We start from the raw sequence: 21003 nt of genomic DNA on the forward strand, positions 1-21003 counted from the left end.
ATAAAAAAATTGATATTTAAGGAGAGGTAATATGAGTAAAAGACTAGAGGAAGTAATTGAAACAGTTAGAGTAAACCAATGGTTTGAAAAGGAATATAAGGCTTTACAAGAAAATCATAAAAATAATAATGAGCCTTTTATAAATGAAGAAGCATATCAACTTGTTATAAATTTTATCGCAAATGAAGTGTTATCTATTAATTACAGTCCAGAAGAACTTCATGGTAATTATTTTTCTGACGCAAATGAAGCACTTCTTAAGTGCTGTAATCTAATTAAAAAGCAATTAAATGAGGATTTTAACAGTATTGAAACACTGATTTGTGAAATTAATGATTTTTGGCTTATTGCTTCTAATAAAATAAATTTACAACTATTTAAAGAAACAGAAGGTATAATAAGTTCAGAAACAGCAACATCTGATTTCGTTCAAATATTAATAAATCATAATTCAGAAAAATCAAAAATATATTTTCATCGCAACAATAGTTATTCTTTTTCGGAATTTGAAATTGATACTTCACATGCAACTAAAGTAAGAGAATTTAAAGTAAATATTGATAATGAACGTATGAAAGAGCGATCAATTAATATGCAAAAGAAATATATGCAAGCTATTTTCTTCTATACTAAAGAAAATGAATATTATGAAAAAAATGAAGAACATCAATTTATTTGTGTACTGTTGGATAGAATCTATCAATTTATATTACGCAATAATTTAAATATAGATGAAGAAACATTTGCATACATTTTAAATGTATTATTAGTTGAAATTGATGATGAATATTCATCTATATACACAAGTGATGTTAAACAAATAAGTATTAATGACCAATTAAAGAACGAAATAAGTATATCAACATTTTTTCATGGTAAAGAACTATCTAAAATTGGAGAGAATGAGATATTTATGATTGATTCTCTAGTTGGCGCTTGTCTTTGTTATTTTAATGATTACAAATCTTAAGGAGTGAAATAAAACGATATATTTTTAATAGTTTAGTAAATCAAGATTGATAAACGAGGTTATAGATATGGCTAAAATTGGTTATGCACGTGTATCAACACAAGATCAAAGTCTTGATGGACAGATTGATACACTTGAGGAATATGGTTGTGAACGTATCTTTAGCGAGAAAGCGAGTGGTCGTAAAACTAAAAGAACGGAACTTGATAAGTGTTTAGATTATTTACGTGAAGGAGATATCCTAGTTATCTATAAACTAGACCGTCTTGGACGTACAACGAAACAATTAATTGAATTATCACAATGGTTAGATGAAAACAGCATTGATCTACATATTATAGATATGAACGTATCGACTAAAGATGCGATGGGCAAGATGTTCTTTACCATGATGAGTGCATTCGCTGAACTTGAAGCTAACTTATTAAGTGAACGTACGAAAAAAGGGTTGGAAGCTGCAAGAGCAAGAGGGAGAAAAGGTGGCCGTCCTTCATTGCCAGATTATAAAAGACGAGAAATCAAGTTTTTATATGATGAACAAAAACTTACTGGTGCAGAAATCGCTGAAAAAACAGGTGTCAGTAGGACTACTGTATATCGCATTATAAAAGAATAGTGCGAAAAGTAAATACACATGTGTAATTTAGACAAATGTATTTTACACATGTGTAAAGGAGGATTTGTTATGAATAGAAGTGATAGAGAAAATTACGAGGAAGAGAAAAGACAGGCTTATCTTGAAGAAGAAGAACGTAAAAGGTCATATTATAATGAGAGAGATTATAGACGAGAACAAGAATTATATGAGGAAAACAGAAAAAATAAACGTAGTAAAAGAGGACTATCATTCCTTGTTGTAGTTTTATTAATAGTTGCAATGGTATTTGCTTTTAAATCTTGTAGTAATAATAATAATACAGAGCAAGCAAATGTATCAGATAGTCCATCACAGCAGCAACAACAACAACAACCAAACAATGAACAGTATGTACAACAAAAAGACGATGATATTCAAAGCAAAATTGAAGATACAAAATCTAGTATAGAAAATTCAAATGAAGATACTCAATCAACTTTACAGAGTTTAAAAGATGAAGTGAATAGTTTAAAGCAAAATGCTAGTAATGAAAAAACAGAAAAAGTAGCAAATGATTACCAAGATACTGTAAATCAGCTAGATGAAGCAAATACAGCTAAGCAAAATGGTGATGATAGTAAAGTAAAAGAGGAACTAAATAAAGTTAATAGTAAGCTAGATGATATTAAAAATGAAATTTCAGGTTGGTTTAGTAAAGATGAAGAAAACTAATAATTTAATATAATATTTAAAAAGGACATTTATATGACTAATAACGAAGATAATAATACAAAAAATATAAAGAAGAAATACATAATCATTTCTTCTATTTTAAGTGTCTTACTTATAGTGGGATTGCTAGTCTATTTCATTTTAAGTCAAACAAATGCACAAGGACAGATTGAGGATTTTAAAAATGCAGCACATGATAAAGACTATAAAAAGCTTACTGCTTATTTATCTAGTGGTGAACGTGATTTATCAAATATGGAAGCAAAGGCATTTGCAAAATATATAAATGAACCTGAAAATAAAAAGAAATTTGATAAAGAAATAAAAGTAATCGAAGATAATATAAAAGATAATAATAATTATGATTTGAAGTTAGGATCAATAACAGATAATAATAATCGAAGTATAATAGATGTTAAAAAAAATGGGAAGAAATTTTTATTTATAGATAAAGTTCTTTTTAAGCCAAAGTATACTAATGTTTATGTGAAAGAAAACAATAATACTGGGATATATGATTATAAAAATGATAAAAAGCGTCATGTTGCATCAGATAGAAATGGTTTTTCGAGTATTGGAGAATTTTTCACTGGTAAATATAGTATGGATACTAAAAAGAAAATTGAAGATACAGAATTAACAGGTGCAAGTAATGGAAAACTAGAGTTTAATACAGAGGTAACTAACAAAAATAATAATGTAGTTGCCATGCAAGATTTCAATCAGTCTAGTTTCAAAATCAACTTGAAAAATAGTGATGATTTAGATGATAGGACTATAAAAATTATGATTAATGATAAAGAACAAGATTACGAGAAAAATAAAATTTATGGTAATTACTATAATGCCAATGAGTTGAATGTATATGCAATAGGGGAAATAGACGGAGAAAATTTTAAAAGTAATGATGTAGAAGTGAAAAGAAATAAATATCAAAGTCCACAAGAATTAAATTTAAGATTTAATCAAGATAAGATAAATAAGTATAAATTGGAAAATAAAAAAATAGAATCTAAAGCAAAAGATTTTATGAAAGAATATACTAAAGGATTAAATATGGCATATAAAAAATCTAATTATAAATACATTAGTGAACATATAAAAGAAGATACTAAAGTATCAAAACATATGAAAAAAATGGTTACCTCAAATGCAAAAAATAAATACAGTAATTTAGAATTTCAAAGTGTTAAGAAAAATAATGAAAATGTTCAAGTTATCTTAACAAAAGAAGTTAGTAAGGAAAAAGTAACTTCTAAATATTTGTTAGAGGTTACTGATAGTAAATTCAAGATAACAAATTATAAGGATATATAAAAAAGGGGGAAACCCCTTTTTTTATTGGAACATACCACTAAGTCTATTTATAACAAATGCAACAATACTTATTGATAAATCTACATTAGGAGTATTATTTGGTTTTTCATATAAACTATCTTCAATAACACTTCTTAACGAAGCTGATCCATGTATATTAGATGAAAAGTTCTTATAACATATATGATAATATACAGGAAAGCCTAAATGGTAGCATAAATCTTTAAAATTATATAATTCGATTGGTACGTTATTCCCCTTATCATCTGTTTCATATTCATCAGTTTGTGAATACCATTTAAAATTTTTATTATTAATATTAGTGAAACCATTTCTGAATTTATCTTTTTTCATCGTTAAATTATTCATATTAAATGCTTGCGAAAATTCATTGTCGTTTTGATTAATACCTATATAATTTCTTATATCTGAATATGAAGTTTCTTTAGTATCATTATGATAAACGAATTCATGATATTTTTGAATTTCATATTCCGTATAGTCTAAATATTTTTTTGCTCTATCATTAGCATAGTTTTTACTTTTGTTTAAAAACATTATATATATATATCGTTCAAATAAAATTCTAGCTAAAGCAGGTAAAGTAGTATTATGTTGATTATTAATTAAAAGTTCAATAGATTCATATAATTCACTAACTTCTAATAATAAATTGTAATTGGCTAAATCAATATCTTTTAAACTAGTCTGTTCTGACATTACGTCTGCAACAATATTTATTCTTTCTTTGAATTCTGATGCAGTCACAATAAACATTATAAATTTCCACCTCTATTTTATATTACATTACAAACCACAGAAAAATCTATATTTTCTATATCACCTTGCTCATTAATCAAAGTGATCAATTCATTAATAGTATCTACTTTCTTAATAAAACCTGACCCAATCCTCATATATCCATTCTTCCAGTAATTAATTGTGCAAAATGAATTAGTAGCTATCTTCTCATTAATTATATCATTAATAATTTCCAATTGTTCTTGTGATAGTAAAGGCATTTCTATTTTATTTTGATCTTCTACATATTGCTCTAGCATTTCGTATTGAATTGGTAAACTCTTAAACGGTTGCCATTTTTTAATTCCTCTACCTTGTGGGATTCGAGGATTAAGATATTCTCTAGGTATCTTTCTATAATCAGTTTCATATTTATATGTGTCTGGCATATCAGGGTTAATTATTTTCATTAAAAGCACCTCAAAACCATTATAGAACATGTGTTCGTTATAAGCAATATCATATATTTGAAATAGGACGCTGTGAGAACCTCTCATTTGCATCGAAAACAAAAATGGGTGAGTGTATGTGCGTAATGCGCACATACACTCACATTAAAACTAAATTCAAAATGGAGGGAAAGTGAGGATTCACTTTCCCTTTATTTCCATTTTTTAGAATTTATTTTTTTGTGTTGAAACGCTCACACGTACAATCAGAGATTGTACTTTTAACAAGCCTACTCAATCTTGCAAGGGGCAAAAAACTTTTTATTTGTGGCCATACGGCCAGTCTAAAAACTTTTATTGCTTGAACCCTTGCAAGATCAACGTAACGGCTTGTTGCAGTGGCTTCACAACACAGCAAAAATAAATAATTTCTAAAAGATAAAATTTCAGGGGGTCATTAAAATGACAGTAGAAGATAGAATTGAATTGTACGTTTTTGAAAATGAATACAAGGAAGTTGTTGGAATTTATGAAACAATTGAGTTAGATGAATTTTACAATCGTTATACTACAAGAGTAATAGAGTCAGCAGAAGAACATTATTGCTTAGATGAAAGATTAAAATATCATATGGTAAATTTTGGTTATTTAGCAAAATTTTATGATATATATCCAACTATTGATGAAAATGATTCTGAATTAAAAGATTATCTAAAAACATATAATGAAGTTACTCAAGAAAAACTATCTTTTGAAAAAATCGAAGTTTTAGAAGAAGATGAACAAGTTATCATTAACTATATTTTTAAAAATGGTTTAGATAAATATAAAAAGAATAAAGATAAAACTAAAAATCTTATACCATCTATTGAGATATTGTGGAATAAGCAAGATGAGAAACCAATTGTTTTAAAAGAATATACATGCAATGTTGAAAAACTAGTTGAGTGTATTTTAACTTCTGAAATGAGTAGAATATATCAAGAACATTCCACAGAAGAATTGTTGTTTGAAAAGACTAATTACCTTAAAAACTTAATCCGATTTGTAGATGAATTGAACGAGGTCTTAAATGATAAAGTCGAAACTTTATATAAGTTACAAGAAGTCTATAACAACGAGTTTTATTTCTGTGATAATGAGATCATTGTTAATGAATACTAATATCAAAGCCCTCGAAAAAATCGGGGGCTTTGCTTTTGGCATAAAGCGGCCAAAAACAAAGCCGAAACAAAAGGAGTGAATGTGATGTGCATAACGCACACACATCACATTCACATTAAAACTAAATTCAAAAATGGAGGGAAAGTGAGGATTCACTTTCCCTTTATTTCTATTTTTTAGAATTTATTTTTTTGTGTTGAAACGCTCACACGTACAATCAAAGATTGTACTTTTAACAAGCCTACTCAATCTTGCAAGGGGCAAAAAACTTTTTATTTATGGCCATACGGCCAGTCTAAAAACTTTTATTGCTTGAACCCTTGCAAGATCAACGTAACGGCTTGTTGCAGTGGCTTCACAACACAGCAAAAATAAATAATTTCTAAAAGAAAATTTTCAGGAGGGATTAATATGATTCTTGTAATTATCATTTTATTTATATTGGTATACTTCGCTAGTTTAACATTTGAAATATTAAATTCTTTTATTAAGGAGTGGTCAAAATGAGTATTTATTATGATTATGATAATACAGGCGTTCAGTATGACTGGATAGAAATAAATGAAACTAAAAAAACAATTAGATATGGTAACAGTGGAATACAAATTCCCGATACACACAACATTGAATGTATCTACGTTAGAGATTTAAGTCGATTAATAATTAATAATATTAATAAATATCAAGATATTTCAAAAGGAGTTAATTAATATGTTAAAAATAAATGAACTTGTAGAGTATGATGGGAATTTGATTGAAGTGAAAAACCTTAATGATTATTACACTATTAATGATATGAATTCTAATGAAGAAGTAGGTTTTATGTTTAACGATTGGGAATAAAAAAAATTCAGGAGTGATTAAATGGAAATTAAAAATGCAGACCAGTTAAGAGATAGTAATATAAAAGCAAAAGAGCGATTTGAAAAAGCAATAGAAAGACAATATAAAGAAATATTGAAGGCAAATGATGCAGGTAAAAGAGCAACAATATTCTGGTATGATAATGATCTACGATATGAAGATATAAGTAATCAGATTAAAAAGTATTTCAGTGATAAAGGTTATAGTTTTGCAAGAGATAGAGTAAGTCAAGGCGTTCCACAATTAACATTATATATAGAATGGTAATAATTAAAGCCCTCGAAAAAATCGGGGGCTTTGCTTTTGGCATAAAACAGCCAAAAACAAAGCCGAAACAAAAGGAGTGAATGTGATGTGCATAACGCACACACATCACATTCACATTAAAACTAAATTCAAAATGGAGGGAAAGTGAAGATTCACTTTCTCTTTATTTCCATTTTTTTTGAATTTATTTTTTTGTGTTGAAACGCTCACACGTACAATCAAAGATTGTACTTTTAACAAGCCTACTCAATCTTACAAGGGGCAAAAAACTTTTTATTTGTGGCCATACGGCCAGTCTAAAAACTTTTATTGCTTGAACCCTTGCAAGATCAACGTAACGGCTTGTTGCAGTGGCTTCACAACACAGCAAAAATAAATAATTTCTAAAAGAAAAATTTCAGGAGGAGTTAATATGATTAATATAGAAAATTTAAAAGCGTCAGAAAGTTACTTGAAAATTTGTAAGGATATTAAAGAATACGAAATGATAGAATTTGAACGTGATTACAATGAAGATGAAGAAGTATTTGATTCTAATTTAAAATGTGATTTGGCATATACTACAAAAGGTGATGATGAAGAATTTGAAATCCAAGTTTCTTTAGATTTAAAGAATAATAGATTAATTAGGGAATTGTCACATCTATATGATAATTATATAGAATACGATTATTTTGATAGTTGGAATGATATTGCGTTAATGACAGAATACCTTAACTTTGATGATTTAATTATGACTGATGTTGACGTAGATGAATTACAAGATACATTTAATAAAAATCAGGCAAAATATTAAACTTACTAGGAGGTCATTTAAGATGGAACAATCTCAAAATTACAAAGACTTAGTAGCAGAAATGAAGAAAATGGAATATATGGAAACTCTAAAAGCTGTATTTTGTTTTGAAACTGGTATTGAAGATGAAGAATATTTAAGCAATATGGCAGATTATTTTATTAATAGTAAGCAGATTCATAATTTCTTAGATGAAGAATTGTTTAATAAGCAATTAGAATATTATCAAAATTTTTAATTAAAACTAGCCCTCGAAAAATCGGGGGCTTTGCTTTTGGCATAAGACGGCCAAAACAAAGCCGAACCAAAAGGAGTGAATGTGATGTGCATAACGCACACACATAACATTCACATTTTAAGTAAATTCAAAATGGAGGGAAAGTGAAGATTCACTTTCCCTTTATTTCCATTTTTAGAATTTATTTTTTTGTGTTGAAACGCTCACACGTACAATCAAAGATTGTACTTTTAACAAGCCTACTCAATCTTACAAGGGGCAATAAAACTTTTTATTTGTGGCCATACGGCCAGTCTAAAAACTTTTATTGCTTGAACCCTTGCAAGATCAACGTAACGGCTTGTTGCAGTGGCTTCACAACACAGCAAAAATAAATAATTTCTAAAAGAAAAATTTCAGAAGTGTTTAAGATGATTTATTGAATAATAGTTATCTCAAAAAGGTTGAATATCGGATTAGAAAAGGAGGTGATATAAGTGAAAAGAACACAGAGAGAGGAAAAAGAACAAAAAAATAAGATTACAAAAGCTACTTTGGTACTACTATACCTCAACATAGCTTATGCAATCTTACAGATTCTCGGAAAAATATTTTAGTTCTTAAAGTAGGGGCTCACACCCCCTACTACCTTTCTTCTATTATATCATAGGAGGGTAAAAATGAAAAATTACAATAAGAAAATGTTTGTTTTATTACTATTCCTTACGTTTTTAAATATCATTAATTTACTGATGGAGGTTTTATAATGAATAAAAATAAGCAAATAGAAATATTGAAAAACCATTACGTTAAGGGCTTAAGAGTGGAATTAATTAAAATAACTGATGATATTACTAAACTTAAAAAAGGTGATTTAGGTACAATTACTAAAGTTGATGATATAGGTCAAATACATGTTAATTGGGATAACGGTTCTACATTGGCTTTAGTGTATGGTGAAGATAGGTTCATAGCATCAACGCCATATTCATCACAAGAATATGTATGATAATTAATGCCCTCGAAAATACGAGGGCATTGCTTTTGGCATAAAACGGCCAAAAACAATGCCGAAACAAAGGAGTGAATGTGATGTGCATAATGCACATCACATTCACATTAAAAGTAAATTCAAAATGGAGGGAAAGTGAATCTTCACTTTCCGTTTATTTCCATTTTTTAGAATTTATTTTTTTGTGTTGAAACGCTCACACGTACAATCAGAGATTGTACTTTTAACAAGCCTACTCAATCTTACAAGGGGCAAAAAACTTTTTATTTGTGGCCATACGGCCAGTCTAAAAACTTTTATTGCTTGAACCCTTGCAAGATCAACGTAACGGCTTGTTGCAGTGGCTTCACAACACAGCAAAAATAAATAATTTCTAAAAGAAAAATTTCAGGAGTGATTATTATGTATAAAGAATTATCAGTAGAAAAATATATACCTCAAAAGTATAGACCTTATGTAGAAGAATTTTGGAAAGACATTGACGGTTGTTGGTTAAATTTAAAAGATGATTACATTTCGACAACCACAGAAGCAAGTACAATTCATGAAAATTCCATTAAAGAAGTTAAAAAGTGTTTAAAAACAATTATGCTTGAAGAAGAATATTTGAATAGTTGGAAGAATAAGCAATTCATGAGAAAAGATAAACTTAAATAATAAATTAAAGCAGTGCAGCAATCATTTGCACTGCTTTTAATTTATATGTTTATTTTGAATCTAAGGCTTTTAATATTTTAACCTTTTTTAATAATAGCTTTTTATTATCTTCGATTTCTTCTAAATAAATATCCTTGTGTGCTAATCCCATAAAATTTAAAATGCCTTTCGGAATATATTTATAGATATTAATTTGCTTGTTATAGTCTATTTCAATCTCTTTGAGTATTGAATAATACTTGTTTAGTATAGCGATGTGTTCAATATATTCACTAGCATTTTTATTAAAAGTATATGGATTAATATCTTCAAATATTACTCCCATATAAGTGAATCTTTTAGCATTTATTTTAATGAATTCTCCATCATCAGATAAGTTAAATGCCTTGCTAGTTTTTAAGAATGACTGTAGTTTTTCAATAATGATTTTTAAATCTTCATATATTCTATGCTTTTCTGGATTATATTCATATACATAAACCTTTTTAGAAGTTACATAATTAACACCTAATACTTTTGCTAATATAATTCTATGTGTACCATCATTCACCCCAATATATATTGGACTTTCGCCTGTTTTAATATATTTATTAAAGGCATATAAAGATAATCCACTATTTCCATCTTCATATAATGTTTTTAACTCTTTGAAATTCATTTTGGTTAAATTTGTTAATAAATCATAGAATCTTATAGTTGATAAATTAGCATCTTTATTTTGGGGTAGTCCATAAACTCCCCAAAATAAAAGGTTATACCAACTATGACCATTATTTCCAGATCTAGCAGGCGCATGTATATAGTTAGTATCAATCCATGCTAATTGAGTTTGTTTTTCTTTAGAATCGTAATAATAATCAAATTCAGGTACATAATCTACTTTATCATTCATTGCTGCATGTAAATCTGATATTTCTACACCTCTATTTGTCAAAAACTTGTCTAATGGTTCAACTTCTTTTAAATGTTTCTCAATTTCTTCTCTGTTCATATGCACACCTCTTATATATTTTTAGTATATTTGCAATTTGGATAGTTAGAACAGCCTAAAAACTGCCCGTTTTTACCTGTTCTAACCACTAATTCATTGCTACATTTAGGGCAATTATTACTATTAGAAAAATCGGGGTTAATTTTGATTATCCATTTTGATAATGTGTTTCTATCTTTCATTATTATTGAGCAAGCATTACCTAATTCGATTGCACTTTTAGTATAAAAACTATTTGTTACTATCCATGCTTCATCTGCATTATGATATCGTTGAGCTGCATATATTTCTTGTACAGCTTTGATACCAATTTTCCCGTTACTTCTTTTTGCTTGTACGACTATTTTTTTATTTTCATTTTTTAGTATTAAATCTGCACCATAGTCATGTGATGCTTTAGTTACTGTTGGTTTATATTTCAATTTGGAAAATAGTGCTTCTAAATAATATTCAAATTCGATACCGTCCATCTTATCTACATCACGTATTCTAGCTTTTCGATATAGATTTTGAATCTTTTTCTTTTTAAAGAAGTTTATTATGACTGGCAAACTTTTATAAGCGATAACTAATACAAGTATTAGAATTATAATATTCAACAATAAGTTATTATCCATATTTAACGTTCCATTTCGCTATCTTTATCATTATCAATAACTTTTGATGCTTGATTAGTTGATTGTGGTTTTTCATATGTTATTTCTCCATTAGTTATCGCCTTATCCTTTTTTAGCTGTTCGTTCCAATCTTTTGTGTCTTGTGGTAAGTCTATATTTATTTCCCCTTTGTATTCATATTTTTCTAGAAAATTACTTATAAATTGCTTGCCAGCTTCATCACTATCTACTGCAAAAGTTAAATTCACATTAATATCATCATTGGGAAAGTTATTACGATTATGTTTATATACCTCATTTAAATGCCCTATCAATACATTTTCTTTAACACCTGACATTGATGCTACTCTTGTTTGTTCTATACCTTTATGTGCTTCATAATAGCTTAAAGCATCAATAGGAGATTCTGTGATAACAAAGTTTTCTATTGGTTTGTTTTTATTTTGTAATACATCAATGTGAAAACCATAGTTTTCTTTTGATCCCTGTACTATTTGTTGGAATTTATTAGTTGAAGTACCTCTTTTATCTACACCAACAATATTATTATCATTATCTAACCATTTAAATGTTGCATTATTACGTTCGTCTTGACCAATAACACCTGTTTTGATACCCCAATCAACTAAATTAGGGTGTAACCCTCTTTCTTTTTCTAAATAGGATTTAACTTTATTTGGCTGTTTTTCATCATTAATACTATATTTTAAAGATTCTGTGTTTTTATTTTCTTTAAGATTACTTCCATCATGTTCATTATATTTTCCATCTACCAACATTTTCATAGCATCTTGAAATTTATAATCAAGAACTTCTGTAGCAAATGATATTCCACCACTACCATGTATATTTTGTGAGTTCCAATGGAATGAATTGTTTTTAGCGTCTATAATCATTGAATCATGTTCGTTACAGTGATACCATTTAGCCCCATCTTTTGCAAAACTAAATCCATGTTGTTCTCCAATTTCCATTATATCCATGTTGCGTGCTTTCTCTTTATCTTCACTTGTAAAAACTCTATGATTTTTTGACATAATAATTACCTCCTAAAAAAGCAACCCTGATATACAGAGTTGCTTAAAAATTTTTTATTCAATTTTATTTGTTAAAACAATAAAGTATCAAATTATCTTATATTAGATGTTGGTTTATAAAGTCTTTAGTCACTGATATTGTAATTGTAGAATCATTTTTAATTCTGTCAGTAGAAATGTTACTTAATTCTTTGATTTTTAAATTTTTTAAATTCGTACTTCTAAGCCTTAAAGAATGCATTATATCAATTTCTTCTCTATTTTCATCTGTTTCGATTTTTAATTTGTCTGGGTATACTTCTCTGAAAACATCACTATTAAATACAAATTTCAATTCACCAGATTCATCTTTGATTATATGGTTAACATTATATAGCACTAAATCTCTATCCAATACTCTCTCATACTTTTCAACGAATTCTTTTGCTCTGTTTACATGTCCTGTATGATTTATATGGTATATGACTTTACCTATTATTATAAAAACAATTAAAATAACTCCACTCATAGTTTAGGCACCTCTACTTTTTATATAATTTTAGCACTAATTAAAACTTAAACCAATTCGTTTAATCCCTTTTTCTTTATCATCTTCTAGTTTTAAATAAGCCTCATATGGCTTTCCTGCTTTGCTTTTGAATTTTAGTTTTTGAGAAGTTTTCCCATTTGATATCAATGCTTTCAACTGTTTATCAGACAGTTTTTTCTTAAAGAAATTTTTAAAGAATATTTGTTCACATTCGTTACATTTGATGACCTTGCCTTTATCTGTAAGTGTTCCCTTATTACAGTTTGGACATTTCCCTATTTGCTTAGCTTGATTTAATTTATCAGCTTGTACTTGAATGTTAGTATATTCTGATTTTTGATTATGTTCTTGTAATTCTTTTTCTATAAACTTACTTGTATTTTCTATGAAGCTATCAATTGTAGCTGCACCTTGTCCTATTAATACTAATCTCTTTTCCCATTCTGCTGTCATTGTTGCACTAGATAATAAACTTCCTTTAATACTTTCACAAAGTAGACGACCTTTATCTGTTATATAGACTTTGTTTTTATTGATAATAATATAATTTCTATCTTTTAATGTTTTAATAATACTATCTCTTGTGGCTTCTGTTCCTAATCCTTGTATATCTTTTAGTATTTCTGAATTTTCATCGTCATCAATGTTTTTACCACATGTTTTCATCAACGGGATTAATTGTCCTTCTGTATAGTTTGGAGGTTGAGTTGTTGTTCCCTCTTGTGTTTTTATATTAGCATGTACATTCTCATTTTTTTCAAGTTGTGGAAGATGTTCTGCTTTATCATCATTTTCTTGTTTTTTCTGTATATTTATATTAAATAACTCTTTCCAGCCATTCTCTACTACTTGCTTACCATTAGAATAAAATATTAGACCATTCACATCAGTTTCTACTTTAGTTTCATTGTAAATGTGATCTTCGGCAAACATACTTAAAGTTGTAGATATAACTTCATTAAGGACATTCTTTTCATCTTCTTTTAAATTCTCAACGACTTCTTTGTTTGGTACTTTAGACGTTGGAATAATAGCATGATGTTCTTGTACCTTGCTACCATCTACATATTTTTTCCTTGAAGATAAATAATCTTCTTTTGTTTTAAAATTATAGTTATATAAATATTTAAATTCTTCTAAATGTGTTTTTAAATATTTAAATTCTTCTTCTGTAATTAAGTTGCTATCTGTTCTTGGATAACTTAAAATTTTTCGTTCATATAATACTTGTACAATTTTTTTGGTTTTTTCAGGACTATATTTATATTTTTTATTTATTGATGATTGTAACGTAGATAACGAATGTAATTTGGGTGATTTTTGATTTTTTTTAATTGTTTCTAAGTAAGTAATATTACCTTGCTTGCTTTGACTTAAATGATGCTGTTCTTCAAGAAGAAAAATGTCTTTCGCATCTTTTGTTTTAATTTTAGCTTTCCCTTTGTATTGTCCGTTATGTGCTTTAAATTCCCCTATTACTTCATAAAATTTTTCGGGTTTAAAACTTTCAATTTCTAGTTGTCTTTCATAGATTAAGTAAAGTGTGGGTGTCTGTACTCTACCTATAGAAAATGTATCTTTATATCCTTGCTTTTGAAATAGAATTGAATATAGTGGACTTAAATTCATTCCAATTAGATAATCACTTATTTGTCTAGCATAGGCTTCTTGATACATCATATAATCTTTTGAATTATTGTTTAAATTTCTAAAGCCTTTAATTATTTCACTAGATACTAATGAGTTTATCCATAATCTTTGTATTTCTGTTTTTTTAATTCCAGTTTGTTGTAACGTAGAATAAAATATATTACTTCCCTCTCGGTCAATATCAGTTGCATTAATTAGTGTATCTGCATCTTTGAAAAGCCCTTTAACAATCTTGAATTGTTTGTTTTTATCTTTATCAATTTTAAATTCAAACTTTTCAGGTTTAAAAGGAAGATTTTCAATTTTCCATGTATTTATTGGTGATTTATATTCTTTAGGTAATTTCAGACTAACTAGGTGTCCAAAGCCCCATGTAATTACAGCATTTTGTATAACATCGCTATCTTTAACTTTTATATATCCATCATGTTTACTTTTAATTCCTAATGCTTGTGCATAATCTCTAGCTTGTGATGGTTTTTCTGCAAATATAACTTTCATTTATGCCCCTCTTTTCTTTTAAAAAAAATAAGCCTATAGGCTTTTTATCTTTCGAATGCTTCATTTTCTTCTATAAATGGTGGTATTTGTGATTCTAGCGACGATAAATTACTGTTTTCTGGGGCGTTTCTGGGCGTATTATCTACTTCTTTACTTAAATTTTCTTGTTGTTCTGTTTGCTTATCTTCATTTTCAATTGCTTGATAAGTTAATTTATTGGAATTTTCATCAAATGTAAAAGTGTAATTATTTGGATTAGTTTCAATTTTATTATAATCTTCGTCATTTACTGATACAGAATAAACTTCTTCGTTAATATTTAGAAATACTTGGTTGTTGTTTACATCTACAATTTCACAATTTGTATTTTTATTCTCTTGGTTTTCATTATCGGTCGTTTTACCATTAATTTGTTGGAAAACAGGATTCTCTTGTAGTTTATAAGATTCGCTTATTTTTTCATTGCTTTCATTTTCATTTTTATGAGCTTGGCTAATCGTATCGATTTCATGTGGGTGAAGATTATTCTCCATTTTTTTCACTTCTGTACTAAAGTTATTGTATTGTTCAGTTTCAGGTAATTGAATGGTTTTATTGCTATTCAAATGACTAATTCTACTTTCATTCAATTCTTTCATTGGTACGTGATTTTCAATTTCCTGTATTGTGCTTAAAGAAAATTGTTCAATTTGAAGATTGTTTGTATTATGATTTCGTTCGTAAGGATTACTATAGTCAATCATTGTTTGCGTGTCTTTCATAGAATTATAAATATCAAATACTTGTGATTTATCACTATAATCTATATTTTGTTTAAGACCATCAATATTATATATATCCTTATTTTCATTCGATATATCTAGTCGCTGATCTATTTCACTTAATCTATTTGATTGGTTGAAATCACGTAACTGATGGATTTGGTTTGATTCGTTAATAGTCTGATGTGCTGTATTCATTAAATCTTGTAAGTTCTCAAACTTATCAGAAATACTAGGTTCATCTGTACGTTCAATGGTATTAATTTGCTTTTCTTCATTTAAAAAAATACTTTGCACTTTAGAAAAAGTGTTATCTAGTTTTTCTATTGTTGGATTTTCAGTGTTCCAATTTATGAAATCTTTAGCATTTTCTTTAATGGCTTCGGGTGTAAGTGAATGATCTTCAAAAAATTGTTTTACACCTTGAATTTGTAAGTCTATTTTTTCTTTACTAAATATTCCTTTTAGCCCATTTTTAGTTTGGCTAATATTATTTGGTAAGTTGTTATAATGTTCGTTATCGCCCATTTTTTCCCTATCTGTTTTAGGTATACGTTTTAAAACTTCTTGTTCTACTTGCTGGGCTATTAGTTCATGTAAATCTTTATTATCAATATCAATACCATACTTATCTTTTAACATTTCAGAAATTGGTACTTCCATAATATCCTCTCCTTATCGTTCATTTTCGTTTCCATTTTCTTCTTCAATAATATTGTTTTTTCTATATTGAGGCGTGTTCTCTAACCCTTGTGATTCATAGCCTACGATTTTTTCTTCTTCATCTTTTGGCTCGTGATAATAAATTTGTTCTGAATGTCTATCAAATGTAAAATCATATTTGTTTGGATTTTCTAACATATCTAAATAGTCTTGATGAGGTATACTTACTGTGTATTTAGCTTCTTCAGTTTCAAGGTTAATACTTCCATCTGAAATACTTGTTACATAGCATTGTCTTTCAGGTTGGGTGAAGTCTGTTTGGTTTTCAATAGTCGCAATTTGATACTTATGGTTAATATTATTAAATTCTTCCTTAGTATTATCATATCCTTGATATATTCTTTCTTCTAATGGGCTATATGAAGCATCAAGAACGCTTAAATCATTTTCATCTTTTAATATTTCTTCCATATTCTCTATTGCTTTGATTGAATTGTCTAAACTTTTAAAAGGGTCTGTAATTTGCTTAACATTTTCTTCAACTACATTTTGAACACCCTCATTCAATTGGCTTTGAATATACTCTTTCTCTTTAGTTTCCTCATTATTTAGTGGTGGCACAGAAAATTCGTTTTTATTAGAAAAAAAATCTCTTAGTAAATATGTTTGATATTTTTGGCCTAGTTCATTCTGATTCATAATATCTCCTACCTTTCAATTGAATTATCATCATCTTGTATAAATATATTTTCATTGTCTTTAACAATATTGAGATTTGGTTGTTGAGCAATTTTATCTTGATTCTGTTCTTTATCAACAGCTTTATCGACTGAACTACTTTCTGTTTCACTATAGTCTTTAATATGTTCATATAGTGTATCTTGTTTCAAATTCGTTTGGTTTGGTGAATAACTATAATCGAACGATTGAATTACGTTAATAGCATTGTTTTGATGTAATACAAAATTCGGGCTAATAACTGTATTCATTTCTTGCGATAGATAATTGGCGTCTTGTAAGGTATATAATTGATCTTCTCTTAACATTGAATTATTTTTAACTTCTTCTGGCTTAATATATGCTCGTTCTGTGTTTTTATTAGCTTCAAAGTATATTTCTTGTGCATCATCGCCATTAATAGCTTTGATTAAGCTGCTTGATGTTTTTTGAACGTCCTTCATTAAATCTAGTTTACTTTCATTGTTGAGGTCTTTAGCGTACCCATGCACATAGCCTATAGCCTTATCATCATTCTCTAACCCCATATACTTACCAACTATTAAAGCTGTCATTTCAGCTTGAAATTCTTTATGTTCAGTTGGCTTATCACCCTGTGTTTGCTTTACTTCTCCGTTGTGCATTATTCCATGTGCTAATTCATGCACCATTGTAGATACATTTTGTTTTTCCTCATTGTTCTTATTTAATTGAATTACTTTATCACCTTGTTGTGATTCACCATAAAACCCCTTTGCGCCCTCCATACTATCTTGACTTTGCCTAGTTTCAATACCTAATGAAGTTGCTATATCTTTTAAATTATTCATCTTTTCATCATAGTTAGGTACTTCACCTAATAATTCTTTATACACTTTAGGATATTCTTCTTTAGGCAAATTTGTTTGTTGAACATCAAATACATTTCCTTTAACAAATGCTACTTGTTTATTAACTGGTATTTCGTTATTTTTAATTTTTTCCTTTTCTTCTTTTGTTGCTTTATTTATAGGAACAACTTCTTTTTTATCTTGATCGTGCCTTATAAATGTTTTACGCTCTTGTGGTACTAATATTTTTATAGCTTTTTCACCTTTATTAACATTACAACCTAGCTCTTGCCACTTTTTATAAGGTGCTACGGCTGTTGCGCCCTCATATTGATTACCAATTAATAATTGATTTCTTGAAGAATATTTATAGAATTGTGATTGAAAATTTAAATATTCATTAATGTTTTCAGGCGATTCAAAATAGTTGTCCAACTGATTAAGAGCTTGTTGTGATGTTTCTTTTATGAATGATTCTATGCTTTGTTTTTTCACAATTAGTCCTCCTCTGCTAGTTGGTTACCTATTTCTAAATCCCCCTCATCGTAGCCCTCTAAATCATTTAGTAGTATCTTTTGCATTTCAGGGCTATAAGAAAAATAGACTTCATCAACACTTTTATTTTGTTCTGCTTCTACTAATGCATCTTGAATTATATTAAAGTGATTCTGTGTTAAATACACTATTTTTTCTTCACCGTTTTCCGTTTTAATATCTGCATAATATAAATTATCTCTAACGTATATAGCTTGAATTTCACATTTTAACTTTGTTGTCGGTTGGTTTTCTATCGCTAAATAGTAATCTGCTACACTATCAATTTCAGCTTGTTCTTCTATAGATAATTCTGTGTTAAATATTATAATTCCTTTTTGTACATTAATAGTGAATGTAGCATCTTTTTTATTTGCTAGTTGTTGATGGCATTGGTCAAGTTGTGCTTCTGTTAATTCAAAAATATACTGTGTATCTTCAGTTTCTACAGTTAATTGATTTCCTTCTATACTTACAAATTGTGCTTGTTCACTACCCTCTAATCTATTCAAAAAATTATCCATTATATTCCCCCTCAATTTAGTTTGATAGATGTTTTGTACGTCTAATTTGGATTTTATTCTTTACTTCTTCACTAGCTTCTTTATACCAATCTGTTGGTTGCGTTTGAGAACTTGTGTTGTTTGTTATTACTAAATCCTTACTTGCAGAATTAGAAAATTCTTCAAGTATAGAAAGCATTTTATTATTATCGTTAGTAGTTTTTAAAATTTTATCAATCTTTTCTTCGATAGTTTTTTCATTATTAGTTTCTATATTTTCATTAGTCATGTAATAATCAATTAATGAATCAATAACATTCGAGTAAGAGTCTTTATTATTAATTGATTTTAGTTCTTTTAGTTGTGTTAATGTTTTTTCATCTACTCTTATTCTGTAACTATTCATATAATCACCTCTTATTATCTTTCATTAGTTTTATCAATACCAAATTCATAGTCATATTGTTTAATATTCTTGTCTTTATCAAAATCCGAGCGTAAGTTGTGTTTTAAATTAAATATAGCTGCTGATGTATACATTCTATTATGAAACTCTTGTTTAATATTAGTGTTAGGTTTACTAACTTTTTTATTTTCTGAATCACCTTTTTTAAATGAAATCTTACCATCATATTCTTTGATTTCTTTTAATATAGTATTACCTGATCTTTGATATAAATCGCTCATTTTAGTATCAATATATTGCTTATAGTTTGAATTATCCCCATAAGTTGATTTATAAATTTCCGATTGTTGTTCTAACTTTTTATTAAATTCTTTAAATTCCTTTGGCTGATATTTTTCTATATACATATTTGTAAATTTATCAATTTCTGGTCTGATATTCTTCATAACATTGTTATTATACTGCCAATTATTTTTGGGTATATCTTGTATGGTTTCATGAATTTTTTTGAATTGCTTTTTTAAATTTTTATCATAATTAGGTGAATCTTGTTCTTTAATACCTTTTACAACTCTATCTCTAATAAATTCATTTATTGCTTTTCTTTCTCCTGATATATCAAATACATCATTAGCAAATGTAGACTTCATATCATCAATTGTAGATTGCTTAACTTTCCCTCTATCTTTAGAAACATTTTTTTCTACAGTTGCTACATGAATATGAATATTATCTGTATTGTAATGTATTGAAGCACCCCAAGAAGTATTGTTAGATAATCCTTCTTTTTTTTCAAATGTTTCCATCATTTTCCTTGTTGCAGTTTTGAATTTTTGTTCATCTAATAATCCAGTTTTTTCATCATAAAGACCTTCTTGAACTAAAACACTATTATCAAATGAAATAACATCTTTCCACATTATCCCACCATTTTTTTGTGAATTATTAAAATCTTTACCTAATTTTTCTACCTCACCTTTATCCATATGATTTGTTTCATTATTGAACATGTTATCTGTTTTTTCTATATCGAAAACATAACTAATATATATATCATAATTGATTGATTTATCATTTGGATTTTTAGCTTCTTCTCTATCCATGTACTTCAAGAAGTTTTTATAATCTTTTTTGTTAGTAGCTTGTTCAAACTGTTTTTTTGTTACAATTTTTGGAGCCATAATTTCATCAACTTTCTTCTTCTAAGTTTTTAAATTTTTCTAAAATTGTATCTGTATTTTTAGTTAATTCTTTTAAAACTTTTAATAGTTGTGTGTTTTGATGTTTAGTTTCTTCATATAATTTTCTATAGTGATTCAATGGATCTTCTGTTTCTAATAAATTATTTATGTGCTTATTGAATGTTATGTTTTTTTCATTTGCTATCTGTTCATGTCTATTTTTTACACCAGCATCTATACCCCTAATAGTCATCTTAACACTGTTTTTTTCATTCATTTTTTTCACCTCATATCTATGTTGTTGCACAAGACGTTGCCCC

General features: G+C 27.8%; 26 protein-coding genes. 12 read left to right on the forward strand and 14 right to left on the reverse strand.

The annotated features are described in order from the left end of the window. The first annotated feature begins 31 nt into the window (after positions 1 to 31). The 4 genes from ISP02_RS12515 to ISP02_RS12530 all read left to right on the forward strand — a co-directional run bounded on the left by ISP02_RS12515 (position 32) and on the right by ISP02_RS12530 (position 3596). Entirely contained in the window at positions 32 to 970 is a 939-nt protein-coding gene (locus tag ISP02_RS12515) for a hypothetical protein (protein WP_107554135.1), read from the forward strand. 67 nt (positions 971 to 1037) lie between these two features. Continuing rightward, complete coding sequence (locus ISP02_RS12520) at positions 1038 to 1586, forward strand: recombinase family protein (RefSeq protein WP_195721904.1); 549 nt, start codon at positions 1038 to 1040, stop codon at positions 1584 to 1586. Positions 1587 to 1655: 69 nt separating this feature from the next. Then, entirely contained in the window at positions 1656 to 2279 is a 624-nt protein-coding gene (locus ISP02_RS12525; protein WP_195721905.1) for a hypothetical protein, read from the forward strand. A gap of 33 nt (positions 2280 to 2312) precedes the next feature. Then, a complete protein-coding gene (locus ISP02_RS12530; RefSeq protein WP_195721906.1) occupies positions 2313 to 3596 on the forward strand; it encodes a TcaA NTF2-like domain-containing protein in 1284 nt (427 codons plus the stop codon). Between the two features lie 21 nt (positions 3597 to 3617). On the opposite strand, the gene ISP02_RS12535 is transcribed toward ISP02_RS12530, so the two are convergent. Beyond that, a complete protein-coding gene (locus tag ISP02_RS12535) occupies positions 3618 to 4373 on the reverse strand; it encodes a DUF5677 domain-containing protein (protein WP_195721907.1) in 756 nt (251 codons plus the stop codon). A gap of 20 nt (positions 4374 to 4393) precedes the next feature. Then, positions 4394 to 4900: a YolD-like family protein gene (locus tag ISP02_RS12540; RefSeq protein ID WP_235980554.1), complete on the reverse strand. Its 507-nt coding sequence runs from the start codon at positions 4898 to 4900 to the stop codon at positions 4394 to 4396. Positions 4901 to 5248: 348 nt separating this feature from the next. Between ISP02_RS12540 and ISP02_RS12545 the strand changes: the two genes are divergently transcribed. From ISP02_RS12545 to ISP02_RS12575, 8 genes are all read left to right on the forward strand, one after another. Further along, entirely contained in the window at positions 5249 to 5950 is a 702-nt protein-coding gene (locus tag ISP02_RS12545) for a hypothetical protein (RefSeq protein ID WP_195721909.1), read from the forward strand. A 503-nt stretch (positions 5951 to 6453) separates the two neighbouring features. After that, entirely contained in the window at positions 6454 to 6660 is a 207-nt protein-coding gene (locus ISP02_RS12550; RefSeq protein ID WP_186330795.1) for a hypothetical protein, read from the forward strand. A 1-nt stretch (position 6661) separates the two neighbouring features. Beyond that, positions 6662 to 6793, forward strand: coding sequence for a hypothetical protein (locus tag ISP02_RS13160; RefSeq protein WP_260979193.1), 132 nt, complete (start codon positions 6662 to 6664; stop codon positions 6791 to 6793). Positions 6794 to 6814: 21 nt separating this feature from the next. Then, complete coding sequence (locus ISP02_RS12555; protein ID WP_186330793.1) at positions 6815 to 7081, forward strand: hypothetical protein; 267 nt, start codon at positions 6815 to 6817, stop codon at positions 7079 to 7081. A 412-nt stretch (positions 7082 to 7493) separates the two neighbouring features. Beyond that, a complete protein-coding gene (locus tag ISP02_RS12560; RefSeq protein ID WP_186330792.1) occupies positions 7494 to 7877 on the forward strand; it encodes a hypothetical protein in 384 nt (127 codons plus the stop codon). Positions 7878 to 7899: 22 nt separating this feature from the next. Then, a complete protein-coding gene (locus ISP02_RS12565) occupies positions 7900 to 8115 on the forward strand; it encodes a hypothetical protein (RefSeq protein WP_186330791.1) in 216 nt (71 codons plus the stop codon). A 745-nt stretch (positions 8116 to 8860) separates the two neighbouring features. Beyond that, positions 8861 to 9103 carry a DUF4314 domain-containing protein gene (locus tag ISP02_RS12570; protein WP_195721910.1) on the forward strand — a complete coding sequence of 81 codons (243 nt, stop codon included), beginning with the start codon at positions 8861 to 8863 and terminating at the stop codon, positions 9101 to 9103. Positions 9104 to 9508: 405 nt separating this feature from the next. Further along, positions 9509 to 9763, forward strand: a complete 255-nt coding sequence (locus ISP02_RS12575) for a hypothetical protein (protein ID WP_195721911.1) — start codon at positions 9509 to 9511, stop codon at positions 9761 to 9763. A gap of 49 nt (positions 9764 to 9812) precedes the next feature. On the opposite strand, the gene ISP02_RS12580 is transcribed toward ISP02_RS12575, so the two are convergent. The 12 genes from ISP02_RS12580 to ISP02_RS12635 form a co-directional block, all read right to left on the reverse strand. Then, the gene (locus ISP02_RS12580; protein WP_195721912.1) at positions 9813 to 10754 is read right to left on the reverse strand and encodes a hypothetical protein; all 942 of its coding nucleotides are present in this window, start codon (positions 10752 to 10754) and stop codon (positions 9813 to 9815) included. An 11-nt stretch (positions 10755 to 10765) separates the two neighbouring features. Further along, complete coding sequence (locus ISP02_RS12585) at positions 10766 to 11371, reverse strand: restriction endonuclease (protein WP_195721913.1); 606 nt, start codon at positions 11369 to 11371, stop codon at positions 10766 to 10768. A gap of 2 nt (positions 11372 to 11373) precedes the next feature. Beyond that, positions 11374 to 12408 (reverse strand): DUF3991 and TOPRIM domain-containing protein, encoded by a 1035-nt coding sequence (locus ISP02_RS12590; protein WP_195721914.1) that lies wholly within the window; start codon positions 12406 to 12408, stop codon positions 11374 to 11376. Between the two features lie 97 nt (positions 12409 to 12505). Then, complete coding sequence (locus ISP02_RS12595) at positions 12506 to 12916, reverse strand: hypothetical protein (protein WP_195721915.1); 411 nt, start codon at positions 12914 to 12916, stop codon at positions 12506 to 12508. Between the two features lie 36 nt (positions 12917 to 12952). Further along, positions 12953 to 15088: a type IA DNA topoisomerase gene (gene topB, locus ISP02_RS12600; RefSeq protein ID WP_195721916.1), complete on the reverse strand. Its 2136-nt coding sequence runs from the start codon at positions 15086 to 15088 to the stop codon at positions 12953 to 12955. 44 nt (positions 15089 to 15132) lie between these two features. Beyond that, entirely contained in the window at positions 15133 to 16512 is a 1380-nt protein-coding gene (locus ISP02_RS12605; protein ID WP_195721917.1) for a hypothetical protein, read from the reverse strand. A 12-nt stretch (positions 16513 to 16524) separates the two neighbouring features. Further along, entirely contained in the window at positions 16525 to 17211 is a 687-nt protein-coding gene (locus tag ISP02_RS12610) for a hypothetical protein (RefSeq protein WP_195721918.1), read from the reverse strand. A gap of 8 nt (positions 17212 to 17219) precedes the next feature. Beyond that, the gene (locus tag ISP02_RS12615) at positions 17220 to 18554 is read right to left on the reverse strand and encodes an ArdC-like ssDNA-binding domain-containing protein (protein WP_195721919.1); all 1335 of its coding nucleotides are present in this window, start codon (positions 18552 to 18554) and stop codon (positions 17220 to 17222) included. Between the two features lie 2 nt (positions 18555 to 18556). After that, positions 18557 to 19117, reverse strand: a complete 561-nt coding sequence (locus tag ISP02_RS12620; RefSeq protein ID WP_195721920.1) for a hypothetical protein — start codon at positions 19115 to 19117, stop codon at positions 18557 to 18559. A 16-nt stretch (positions 19118 to 19133) separates the two neighbouring features. Continuing rightward, positions 19134 to 19502, reverse strand: a complete 369-nt coding sequence (locus ISP02_RS12625; RefSeq protein ID WP_195721921.1) for a hypothetical protein — start codon at positions 19500 to 19502, stop codon at positions 19134 to 19136. A 14-nt stretch (positions 19503 to 19516) separates the two neighbouring features. Continuing rightward, positions 19517 to 20683, reverse strand: a complete 1167-nt coding sequence (mobP2, locus tag ISP02_RS12630; RefSeq protein ID WP_195721922.1) for a MobP2 family relaxase — start codon at positions 20681 to 20683, stop codon at positions 19517 to 19519. A 7-nt stretch (positions 20684 to 20690) separates the two neighbouring features. Continuing rightward, a complete protein-coding gene (locus ISP02_RS12635; RefSeq protein ID WP_328806069.1) occupies positions 20691 to 20990 on the reverse strand; it encodes a hypothetical protein in 300 nt (99 codons plus the stop codon). Positions 20991 to 21003: the final 13 nt, after the last annotated feature.

This window comes from Staphylococcus durrellii, assembly GCF_015594545.1.
GTDB lineage: Bacteria > Bacillota > Bacilli > Staphylococcales > Staphylococcaceae > Staphylococcus > Staphylococcus durrellii.